The organism is Aggregatibacter segnis (assembly GCF_003130075.1).
Lineage (GTDB): Bacteria > Pseudomonadota > Gammaproteobacteria > Enterobacterales > Pasteurellaceae > Aggregatibacter > Aggregatibacter segnis_A.
Window position 1 is genome coordinate 123,180 of sequence record NZ_NRCW01000004.1, and the last position, 12,373, is coordinate 135,552.

The window sequence follows — 12,373 nt, forward strand, 5'->3', positions numbered from 1 at the left end:
TAAACGACAGCGTCAATTTTAAAGTTAATCAGGGGAGCATCTAATGCAAGGCAAAATAAAATTTTTAGTGCTTGGTGCACTCGCGTTAGCCGTAGCAGCCGGTGGTAGTTATTGGTATCAGCAACAAAAGGGAAATGAGCGCAATGCGGTTCATGTGAAATTTAACCCTATTGAGCCGACCTATTATGGTGAAGAAGGCGCATCAAATACTATTTATCCGCTGAATATCGAATTTAACGGAGCAGCCGCACCGATTGATAAATTGAAAACTGAAATCACGCAAGGCATTAAAATGGAACCTAGCCTTGAGGGGAAATGGGTTTGGGCGAGTGATAATTTATTGAGTTTTACCCCTGCACAAGATTGGCCAACAGGGCAAGAATATAAAATTACGTTAGATAAAACGGTATTAAACCCAGGGTTAACCTATGCGAAATCGGTCACGATGCCGCATTCTGTGAAAACCCAGCCTTTTAGTGTTGTCGACTCCGATGTGGACTTTTATCAGGATCCAAATGTCTTTCATGTTCGTCATGCATTAACGCATTTGGTGTTTTCTAATCCGGTTGATCCGAAAGCTTTAGAAAGTGCGGTTGAAGTAAATTTAGTTCGCAAAAATCAGGATCAATCGCTCAATTTGATTAATCCGTTGAAATTTAAGATTCGTTATTCCGACAATAAATTGGAAGCATGGATCAGCTCGGATGACCTGTCTTTATCGACTCAACCGAATCAATTTGTGCAAACCAAAATTAGCCAAACGTTGCGGGCGAAGACCGGTGTGAATACCTTAGAAAAAGACATCACCAAACTCGTGCCGGTGCCGACGAAATATAGTCTGCAAAACGAGGATAATAGTTTTAGGGTGATTAACAATCAGCAAAATGAAGCAGAGCAAGTTTTAACCTTTAATTTCAATTACGGTGTGAAAGGTAAAGACATTGCTGAGAATCTTATTGCGATCTTATTACCGGCATTACCGGAAGGACAAAGTTGGGAATCGGAAAAATTAACGGAAGCGGCGGTGAGACGTGGTGAACGCGTCCAGCCGGAATTAATTCCAAGCGAGCATCCTTACTCAGCGCAACAATCTTTCCGTTTTGATATTCCGGAAGGGCGTTGCCTCTATTTGCAACTGAATAATAAATTCACTGCCTTGGGCGGTTATCAACTGAAAAAACCGATTGGCAGCTTAGAATGTGCACCGAATTATCCGACCTATGTCGGCTTTGTGGGAAAAGGTTCTTTATTGTCTCAATATGGCGACGGCAAATTAACCCTTGCTGTACGCAATGCTGACAGTGTGCAACTGGATATTGGCCGCGTACAGGCTGAGCAACTTCGTCATGTGGCAAATTTAAATAGCAACAGCTTCCAAAAACCGGATTTAGGTAATTTGAAATTTGACGATATTGCGACGTTTAAAACGGAAACCCTTACTGTTGCTAACGATAATCCACGTAAATCGGATTATCTCAGTGTGGATTTATCGCAAAAAGGCTTGCCAAAACAAGGGATCTTCTGGGTAAAAGCAAGTGCGGTGACTTCTGGCAGTGAATCTGACGGCGATAATTTAAAAGATAGCAAAGATGAAGATGGCTACTATTATTGGGATTCCGATCCGAATTCGCAAACCAGTGATTACCGTTTAATCGTGTTAACGGATTTGGGCATTATTGCGAAAAAAGCTGCGGATGGTACGCAATCTGTTTTCGTGCAATCTATTGCCAGTGGGGCACCGGTGTCGAATGCGTTAGTGAAAGTGATTTCCCGCAATAACACAGTGATTGCCAGTCAATTTACCAACAAACTCGGGGTGGCTCAGCTTCCATCTTTAGGAAACTTCAAGCAAGAACTTGAGCCGGTTATGTATTTAGTCACACGCGGGCAGGATCAGTCTTTCTTACCTATTGATAAATCAGACCGCACTTTAGATTTCTCCCGTTTTGATATTCGTGGCCAAGAAATTTCGCCGGAACAAAACGCCATTAAGACCTTCTTGTTTAATGATCGAGGTATTTATCGTCCGGGTGAGTCCGTGTATATCGGCATGATCAGCAAGGCGTTGGATTGGAAAAAATCCTTAGCCAATGTGCCACTCACTTTAGAAATCACGTCACCGTCCGGTAAAACCCAATGGCAAAAAACGATCCGTGTGAGTGAAAGTGGTTTTAATGATTTGACGTATCCGTTGTCGGAAAATGCAGAAACCGGTGAATGGACGGCACATATTTCTATTGCTCAACAACAAGAACAAATTGATGTTGGTTCTATGACGTTCCAAGTGCAGGAATTTGAACCGGATACGTTAAAAATCAATACGATGTTTAATCGTAGCCAACAAGCCGGTTGGGTTTCGCCACAGGATTTAAAGGCGACCATCCATTTAACGAATTTATTTGGTACGCCGGCGCAAAAACGCCGAGTGAGTGCAAACATCATGTTGCATTCTCTCTTCCCGAGTTTTCCTGAATATAAGAACTATCAGTTCTATGATAATCAACGCAATAAAAATGCGATTTTGTTGGAAACTGAATTACAGGATCAAACCACGGATAATAACGGTGATGCCGTTTTTGCCTTGAATTTAGCGGAAGAAGCGGAAAATACCGTACAGATGTTGTATTTCACGGCGGACGGCTATGAAAATAACAGCGGTCGTGGCGTATCTAAAGTGCAATCGGTGTTGGTTTCTGCGCAACCTTGGTTAGTGGGCTACAGCAGTGCGCAAGACTTGAATTATTTGAGAGAAAACGCTGCCAGCCAAATCAATTTAATCGCAATTAATCCGAGCCTGCAAAAGATTTCCGTACAAGGGTTAAGTGCGGTCTTAATGGAACGTAAATATGTTTCCGTGCTGACTGAACAACGCTCCGGTGCTTATAAGTACGAATCTAAACTGGTGGAAAATCAAATTGATGAAAAACCGTTGAATATCGATCAAAGCGGGTCTGATTTTGTTTTGAATACCGAGCGTAGTGGTGATTTTGTATTGGTCATTAACAACCAATACGGTGAAACCGTCAATCGCATTCCTTATACGGTGATTGGCAACAGCAACATCTCTGTCGCCATGGATAAAAACACTGAACTTAAATTGAATTTGAACAAAAAACAATTTATGCCGGGTGAAGAAATTGAAGTGGCGATTAACGCACCTTATGCGGGGAGTGGATTAATCACTATCGAACGAGATCGTGTATATGCTCATCAATGGTTTAAATCCTCGACTAACCGTTCTGTACAAAAAATCAGAATTCCTGAGAATTTTGAGGGAAGTGGCTATATTAACGTGCAATTCTCTCGTGATATGCAATCTGATGATATTTTCACCAGTCCGCTAAGTTATGGCGTTGCGCCGTTTAGCGTCAATGTGGATAACTATCGTTTGAATGTGACGTTAAATGCGCCGCAGCAAGTGAAATCCGGTGATAAAGTTCAGTTTACGTTATCTGCGGATAAACCAAGTAAAGCAGTAATTTACGCGGTGAATGAAGGCATCTTGCAAGTGGCAGGTCATAAACAAGAAGATCCGTTGGCGTTTTTCTTCCCGAAATATGCCCTCCAAGTGGAAACCTTGCAGATTTTGGATTTGATTTTGCCGGAATTTCGTAAAGTGTTGCAGTTTGCACAAACCGGTGGTGACTCAGAAGAAATGGCAATGTTGGAAAAAGCCTTGGCGGCGAATACCAATCCATTTAAACGTAAAACCGATAAACCGGCAGTGTTCTGGTCAAATATTGTGGATGTAGACGGAAGTAAAACGGTAACTTACCAAATTCCAGCCGGTTTCAATGGTAATTTGAAAGTCATGGCGATTGCCGTAACAAATGACGGTTCACAAATGAATATCGCACAAGCGGAAACCTTGGTGCGTGATGACATGATTTTATCGCCAAGTGCGCCGATAACCTTGGCACCGAATGATGAAAGTAAAGTCAGTTTAACCGTTTCGAATAATACGAAGAGTAAACAAAATGTGCTTGTTCAGCTCAATGTTGCACCGCAGTTCCAAGTATTAAGCAATGCGCAAACCTCCATTGTATTAGCCCCGATGAGCGAAGGCGTGGTGGATTTCAAATTAAAAGCAACTGATTTGCTTGGTAGCGGCATTTTATATTTCACTGCGGCTTACTTAGATGAACAGCAACAACCGGCACAGGTTGAACGCAAATATGGTATTTCCGTGCGTCCACTGACGGCGAAACAGCAATTCATCAAAGTGGGGGATGTGGCGGCAAATCAACAGGTACAAGGCGAATTACCGAATCTGTTGTTCCCACAACGCCGTGAGCAATACGCGCTGCTCTCTTCCGCTCCGTTGGTCTTAGCGAAAGGCATCACAAGTTATTTAGGCAACTATGACAACTTCTGTACGGAACAAATTATTAGTGCGGCAATGCCTAATCTGTTATTGGCGAATAATCCTGAGTACCAAAGTTTACTTGGCGTTTTATCACAAGCGGGCGACAAGCAAGCTATTGAAGCCACTAAACAGCAATTACACAATAATTTGAATCGAGTCTTTAATTTATTACCGGCGCGCCAAACTGAGAATGAAGGCTTTGGTGTATGGTCGGGTTTAGATGAAGATGATGCCTTCTTAACAGCCTATGTAGCGCATTTCCTCATTGAAGCGCAAGAGCACAACGTGCAATTACCGGCAGCATGGGTCGCGCCAAACGGCTTGTTTAATCAAACTATCGCGGCGTTAGAACGTTTAAGTCGCCCGGAAAGTGAAGATGACTTAGCCATGCTGCGTCAACGCGCTTATGCGACGTACTTATTGGCGCGTTTAGGTCAAGTGCCAAGCGACAGTTTAATGTCTATTCGTAGTCTATTGGATCATCATTTCAAAGCGGAAGAATGGCAATCTGATTTAACAACTGCTTGGTTGGCTGGTGCCTATCAATTGGTGAAACAGGAAGAAGATGCAAACACGCTGATGAACAATCTGATGGCAAACTTTGCTCATTCGCAGGCAAAAACCGAATGGTTCTATCGCGATTATTTAGATCCGTTGATTGAGAAAAGTTCGGTGTTGTATGTGTTGTCACGTCATTTCCCGAAACAGGCAGCGCTATTATCTAACGGATTGTTTGAAGGCATTGTGCAAGATTTAAACGACGATCGTTATAACAGCTTGTCTTCCGCAATGGTGCTTTTAGCCTTAGAGGCTTACGGTAAGCAATACCCTGACCAACTTGAAAAATTACATATTCAACAGGAAGGTCAAAATATCGGCAGTGTACAAGGTGCTTTTGTGTTAGCCAATATCAATGCAGACAAAGCTGCGCTTAACTTTGTTAACCAAAGTACGCAAAGAGCCTGGTATGCCATTAGCCAATCCGGCTATGTACAGCAGCCGCCTGCTGAGGCGATTAAAAACGGCGTGGAAATCGACCGCACTTACTTAGATAAAGACGGCAAACCGGTGACTTCTGTGAAACTTGGCGACATCATTAACGTACAAGTTAATGTGCGTTCATTGCAAAATGAGCAAGACAACATGGTGATTACTGACCTTTATCCGGCTGGATTTGAAGTGGTAACGGGGAATGGTGATATGAGCGCACAAGAGGAAACTCAACAACGTTTTAACTGGGTACACCGTGATTTGCGTGAAGACCGTATGTTGAGCTACGGTTCCGTGGGTGAGACCACCACCGTCATTCAATATCAATTAAAAGCAGTGAACGTGGGTAAATTCAAAATTCCACAAGCTTATGCAGAAAACATGTATAACCGTGCGGTTAATGCCCAATCTGCTGCGAAAGGGGATATTGAAGTGATTCAATAATCGCTTAAAAAATAAAAAACTCTCCTTCATTTGACGGAGAGTTTTTTATTGCTAACGGTTTACAAGCCCTAAAGTGCGGTCAGAATCAACTGCATTTTTCGCTGTTCTCAGCGTATAATGAAGCCTCATTTCCCTTTCATGACAAACCAAATGAAAAATCGATCATTCTATTTCGGACTTATTTGTGTGGCGTTTTTAGCATTTATCGCACAACAAATAAGTCAAACACCATTTGCTCAACAAGCGCATTTAAGCGCTCTTATTATTGCCATTTTGCTGGGGATGCTCTTTGGTAATAGTGTTTATAAACGTTATGAAAGCCACATTGAAAAAGGCGTGTTGTTTGCTAAAGGACAGATTTTACGTGCAGGGATCGTGTTGTATGGTTTTCGACTAACATTGCAAGATATTACTGGTGTGGGAATAAACGCAATTCTGACCGATGCCCTGATGTTACTTTCCACTTTCTTGCTGACCTGTTTTATTGGTATTCGTTATCTCAAAATGGATAAACAACTTGTTTATCTCACGGCTTCCGGTTGCAGTATTTGTGGGGCTGCTGCCGTGATGGCGGCTGCACCGGTGACAAAAGCGGAATCGCATAAAGTGTCGGTGGCGATTGCAGTGGTGGTGATCTTCGGCACGCTGTCCATTTTTTTGTATCCGCTTTTTTATCCTTGGGTCAGCACATTAATGACACCACACCAATTCGGTATTTATGTGGGCTCCAGCGTGCATGAAGTGGCGCAGGTTTATGCCATTGGCGGCAACATTAGCCCTGTCGTCGCAGATACAGCGGTGATCACGAAAATGATTCGGGTCATGATGTTGGCGCCTTTCTTATTGGGGCTGTCTTGGCTGTTGACTAGAGAGGCACAAGGGGGAGAGGCACGGAAAATTACTATTCCCTGGTTTGCTCTTTGGTTTATTGCTGTTGCGGTGTTCAATTCGTTTAATTTGCTGCCGCAAACGTTAATAAAAAGTTTGGTTGAGCTTGATACATTTCTACTTGTTTCTGCGATGGCGGCCTTGGGGTTAACAACACATATCGGCGCCATTAAACAGGCGGGTTTCAAACCGCTGATCCTTGGCACCTTGGTTTACCTTTGGTTAATTGTCGGTGGTTTGTTAGTCAACTATGAAGCAGGTCTCTTTTTGTCATAGGCAGAAAAGGAATTTAATTCGTAAGTTAAGTAAAAAGGGCGGTACTGTCTTGGTGATAAAACACATTGAAAAGCTACCGCACTTTTTGTTTTTTAGTCACGTTTGATGGTTATGTCACAGAAATTTCGTCAATGTCTCTATGTTGTTTTATGCGGTTTATTGCTTACGGCCGCGGTGGTTCATTTTTTACCTCATGAACCCTTGAAGCAACGCTTTCCCTATTCCGTTGCCGTGTATGACGAACAGCAGAATTTATTACGCCTAACAACAGCAAAAGATCAGAAATATCGCCTGTGGACGCCATTAGAAGAACTTTCGCCACAATTAGTGGATGCCGTGCTTTTTCAGGAAGATGAATGGTTTTATTATCATTTTGGGGTGAACCCTTACGGCTTGCTGCGTGGAGCAGCACAAACCTATTTGTTCGGAGGCTCACCGCAGGGTGGGTCTACCATCACCATGCAACTGGCACGAATTTTATGGAATATTGACAGCCGCACTATCCTCGGGAAAATCGAGCAAATTTTCCGTGCCGTTCAATTAGAGTTGCAATATTCCAAACAGGATATTTTAGAAGCCTATTTCAACTTTGCGCCTTATGGACGAAACATTGAAGGTGCTGGGACGGCAAGCCTGATTTATTTTAATCGTGCCAACAAAAACCTAAATTTAGCGGAGGCTATGACTTTAGCGATTTTGCCAAAAAACCCGAACGGCTACATTCAACAGAATAATCAGCAACTGAATCCGCAACTGTTTAATGCCCGTAATAAATTGTATGCCCGTTGGGTGGAAACTCATCCGCAAGATCGCCAATGGCAATCCCATTTCAAATTAAATTATCCTTTACGCCCCATTGAAAAACTTCCGTTTTTCGCACCGCACTTTACCGACCAAGTGTTGCAACAATATGCAGAAAAAGAGGAAACGCAAAATGGACGTCTTGTCACCAGTTTAAACAGCGGCTTACAGCGTTTGGTTGAGCGAATCAGCCAACGCTATTTGCAACAACAAAAAACCTATGGCGTGAATAATCTGGCGGTATTGTTGGTGGATAATCGCACCATGCAAATTAAAGCTTTGGTAGGTTCCGGTGATTATTTTAATCCGCAAATCAGCGGACAAATTAACGGTACGCTGGCAAAACGTTCTTATGGTTCGACCTTGAAGCCGTTTATTTATGGCTTAGCCTTTGATCAAGGGCTAGCCCATCCTAAAACGATATTAAAAGATTTGCCGACGAATTTTGCCGATTATCAACCGGAGAATTATGAAGGTAATTTTCTCGGACCGGTCAGCGTTACGCAGGCATTATTACAAAGTCGCAATATTCCTGCCGTCGAGATGGCACAACGTCTGAAATATCCTGATCTTTACGATTTGCTGAAACAAGCGGAAATTGTTTTGCCGAAGGAAAAAGCCCATTATGGCTTGTCGTTGGTGTTAGGCGGTGCAGAGCTTTCCATGCAACAGCTGGCTGGTTTATATGCTGCCCTTGCCAATGGGGGAAAATGGCAACCATTGCAATCCTTGAAAGACGTTTCTGCAGAACAACGTGCCTCGTTATTAAGTCCGGAAAGCAGCTATATGTTGGGCGACATCTTATCGCAGAATATTCGCACCGATATTTATAACAAAGCCATTAAAACCAAGTTACCGATTTATTGGAAAACCGGCACATCTAACGGATTGCGTGATGCTTGGACAGCAGGCTACTTCGGCAATTACACGTTGGTCGTGTGGTTTGGCAATTTTAACAATAAAAGCAACCCGCACTTTATCGGGCGTCGCCTGGCTGCTCCATTATTTTTACAGTTGGCAGATGCGATTATTGCGCAATCTCCGACGATGCAAGATCCGCTTAGCCGCGAAAAGTTAACTTTAAAAGATGTTCCGGTATGTGCCGCTGACGGCAACTTATCGAATAGATATTGCCAACAACTCACCAATACCCTTTTTATTCCCGGTAAATCGCCGATTCAGGTGAGCCATATTTATCAGCAGTTACGCGTACGTAAAGGCTCAGATGTTTTAGCTTGCGCAACGGATCCGAGTGAGGAGACCGAACAAAAAATTTATGAGATCTGGAGCAGCGACTATCAAAAATTGTTTGCTCAAGCCGGAATCATGAAACGTAGCCCGATGGTCAATGCGGAATGCCCTTATGAACAGCAAAGCCAATCTTTACAACAGATCACACATAATCCGCTGAAAATTACCTCACCACTGGAAAATCGGACTTATTTTATTAATACGAATAGCGTAGAAGACCACATTCCGTTAATTGCCACGACATCAGGCGAAGTTCAGCATCTTTATTGGTTTGTGAATAACGCGTATTTAGGTGAAAGCAGAGCAGATGAAACATTTTTATGGAAACCGACAGGCATCGGCACTTATCAAATAACGGTTGTTGATGAGGCTGGCTATCGCACAACCATTAATGTGACGGTGAAAATCACCCATTAAGGAAATGAAAGTGCGGTTGAAAAAATAGGTAAATTTTCTACCGCACTTTGAGATAGGATTTGGCGTTAATTGTTGATACCCAATGTTTTGGTGTTTTTATCGAATTTTAAACCGGAGTGAGAGCCTTCGGAGCCATTGAAATAAATATCTTTTGGTTGAGAGCAGGCGGTGATGGTTAAAATTGCTGTGAAGACTAAAATAAGTTTTTTCATGTGATACCTCTATGCGTCAAAAATGTTGCCGTCATTATAACATAGGGAAAGGGGATTCAAGGCGAGGAAATGAGGGGATAATAATTGAAAACGGAAACATGGATTTGAACTAAAAACAAAAGGCTTAGTTTTCTAAGCCTTTTGTCATTTAAAGTGCGGTTGATTTTATATGTATTTTTCGCTTATTCATCAAACATTGCAGAGATGGATTCTTCGTTGCTGATACGACGAATTGCTTCTGCAAGCATTTTGGATAATGTCAGTGAGCGAACTTTACCTAATGCGATAATTTCGTCAGTCAACGGAATGGTGTCTGTCACGACAACTTCGTCTAGCGCATCGCTGGCAAGGTTTTTCGCGGCAGAACCTGAGAATACCGCATGTGTAGCGTAAGCGAAGACGCGTTTAGCACCACGTTCTTTTAAGGCTTCAGCCGCTTTGCATAAGGTGCCGCCGGTGTCGATCATGTCATCCACCAAGATACAGTCACGATCTGCCACATCACCAATAATGTGCATTACTTGAGAAACGTTAGCACGTGGACGGCGTTTGTCGATAATCGCCATGTCGGTGTCGTTTAATAATTTCGCCACAGCACGGGCACGTACCACACCACCGATGTCCGGAGATACAACGATTGGATTCACTAAGTCGGTTTTTTTCAAAATGTCATCGATTAATACCGGAGAACCGAATACGTTATCTACCGGTACGTCAAAGAAACCTTGGATTTGTTCTGCGTGTAAATCGCAGGTTAACACACGGTCAACGCCAACGCCGGATAAGAAGTCGGCAACTACTTTTGCTGTAATCGGTACACGAGCAGAACGAACGCGGCGGTCTTGGCGGGCATAACCGAAATAAGGGATTACGGCAGTAATACGACCGGCAGACGCGCGACGTAATGCATCAACCATAACCAATAATTCCATCAAGTTGTCATTTGTTGGTGCACAGGTTGATTGAATGATAAATACATCGCTACCGCGAACATTTTCATTGATTTGCACTTGTACTTCACCATCGCTGAAACGACCAACGGTTGCATCGCTTAATTTCGTTTTTAAGCATATTGAAATACGCTTGGCGAGTTCCGGTGTAGCGTTACCGGCGAAGAGTTTAATATCTGGCATTGTAAGTTTGACCTCAGGTGTTAGATGATAAAATTAGGGGTTAACGGAGAAACCGAATTTTCACTTTTAAGCTGTTCCAACATCGTGCGTAACGGTGAAACGTTTAATCCTTTAGCGACAAATCCAAAGTACGCTTTTGGCATGTCGTTGAGCACGGATTGAGCAGATTCTTCATCGTCAAATTCCGCAAAAACACAAGCGCCGGTTCCTGTTAATCTTGCCGGAGCATATTTTACCAACCAGTTCAGTATTTCTTCAACCTCTGAATAGTGATCTCGTACAACTTTTTCGCAATCGTTTACGTATTCTTCGGACAATAATTGTTGTAGTGATTTTTTCGGGGTATTTCGCGGTAAATCAGGGGAGGAAAAAACCACGGCAGTAGAAATAGACACATTCGGCTTGATCACGAGATACCACTTCTCCGGTGGTTCGCAATAGGTGATTTTTTCACCTACGCCTTCGGCAAATGCGGCTTTGCCATGCACGAAAATGGGAACATCTGCACCTAAGCTTAAACCAAGAGCGGCAAGTTGCTCGGTGTCTAAATGGGTTTGCCATAAATGATTTAAGGCAACGAGAGCCGTTGCCGCGTTAGAGGAGCCTCCACCCACGCCACCACCGATAGGCAGAATTTTATCTAATTGCAAATCCGCGCCGAGTGAGCAACCGGTTTTTTGCTGTAATAAATGTGCCGCACGATAAATCAAATTATCTTCAGGTGCCAAATCAGCGATTGGCGAAATTAAATTGATTTTGCCGTCATTTCTTACCTTAATCGATAGCCAATCGCCAAAATCCACAAATTGAAATAGGGTTTGTAATTCGTGATAACCATCCGAGCGTTTTCCGTTGATATACAAGAAAAGATTTAATTTCGCCGGGCAAGGGAAACGCAGGCCGGCTTCATTATTTAAGCTTTCTGGCACTAAAAGTGCGGTGGAAAATTGGTATGTTTTCATTTTAAGTTCCATTCATCCACGCGAATTTTCAGGGTTTGTCCCTCGGTTTTCAGTAAGATATTTTCCGGCATCGGTGGCTGGCGATTGAGGTGATAGGACAGATAATCTGCCGTCCATGTTTTACCATCAACGCGATGGGTAAAAGAACCGAGGAAGTGATTTTCTGCCACTAAATAGTCGCTGTTATCTTTCGGTTGACCTTTTAGCCAAAAGACAAATTCATCCAATGGGAAATCCATGCCGATAATTTCTCTGAGTAGCATTTTGGCATCAGCCGCAGAACGTTGACGTCCTTTATTATCGGAAATCGTCATGCCTTGTGGGTGCATTTGAATTTGTAACGTTTCGCTGCTGAGTGTGGAATAAAGTTTCAACGTGTAATTTTGTGGATGGTGATATTGCCAGTCAAAACGGGTAGAGAAACGTTCTTTCGTGCTGATATAACCCAGTTGGCCTAAAGCTTGGTAACTTTTGATTTGTTGTAACTGTTTTAAATGCTGTTGCCATGTGGGATCCGTTTTTTCGATGTATTTTACATCGGTAGGGCGTTGCTGATCGACGGTACAGCCGCCCAATAACAGTCCGGCGAAGAGAATCAAAAGAGAAAATTTAACGGTTTTCATACATAACCTG

General features: G+C 43.0%; 7 protein-coding genes. 3 read left to right on the forward strand and 4 right to left on the reverse strand.

The annotated features are described in order from the left end of the window. The first annotated feature begins 43 nt into the window (after positions 1 to 43). From DK415_RS05965 to pbpC, 3 genes are all read left to right on the forward strand, one after another. A complete protein-coding gene (locus tag DK415_RS05965; protein WP_109432862.1) occupies positions 44 to 5,800 on the forward strand; it encodes an alpha-2-macroglobulin family protein in 5,757 nt (1,918 codons plus the stop codon). A 150-nt stretch (positions 5,801 to 5,950) separates the two neighbouring features. After that, on the forward strand, positions 5,951 to 6,964 hold the full coding sequence (locus DK415_RS05970; protein ID WP_109432982.1) for a YeiH family putative sulfate export transporter: 1,014 nt from the start codon (positions 5,951 to 5,953) through the stop codon (positions 6,962 to 6,964). A 111-nt stretch (positions 6,965 to 7,075) separates the two neighbouring features. Beyond that, complete coding sequence (gene pbpC, locus DK415_RS05975; protein WP_109432863.1) at positions 7,076 to 9,433, forward strand: penicillin-binding protein 1C; 2,358 nt, start codon at positions 7,076 to 7,078, stop codon at positions 9,431 to 9,433. Between the two features lie 65 nt (positions 9,434 to 9,498). Here the strand turns inward: pbpC and DK415_RS09510 are convergent, their stop codons facing one another. The 4 genes from DK415_RS09510 to lolB all read right to left on the reverse strand — a co-directional run bounded on the left by DK415_RS09510 (position 9,499) and on the right by lolB (position 12,363). After that, entirely contained in the window at positions 9,499 to 9,645 is a 147-nt protein-coding gene (locus tag DK415_RS09510) for a putative periplasmic lipoprotein (RefSeq protein WP_006717498.1), read from the reverse strand. Positions 9,646 to 9,827: 182 nt separating this feature from the next. Further along, complete coding sequence (locus tag DK415_RS05980) at positions 9,828 to 10,778, reverse strand: ribose-phosphate pyrophosphokinase (protein WP_006717500.1); 951 nt, start codon at positions 10,776 to 10,778, stop codon at positions 9,828 to 9,830. Between the two features lie 20 nt (positions 10,779 to 10,798). After that, entirely contained in the window at positions 10,799 to 11,740 is a 942-nt protein-coding gene (gene ispE, locus DK415_RS05985) for a 4-(cytidine 5'-diphospho)-2-C-methyl-D-erythritol kinase (protein ID WP_109432864.1), read from the reverse strand. Further along, positions 11,737 to 12,363, reverse strand: a complete 627-nt coding sequence (gene lolB / locus DK415_RS05990) for a lipoprotein insertase outer membrane protein LolB (RefSeq protein ID WP_109432865.1) — start codon at positions 12,361 to 12,363, stop codon at positions 11,737 to 11,739. Before lolB ends, ispE begins: the two co-directional genes overlap by 4 nt. Positions 12,364 to 12,373: the final 10 nt, after the last annotated feature.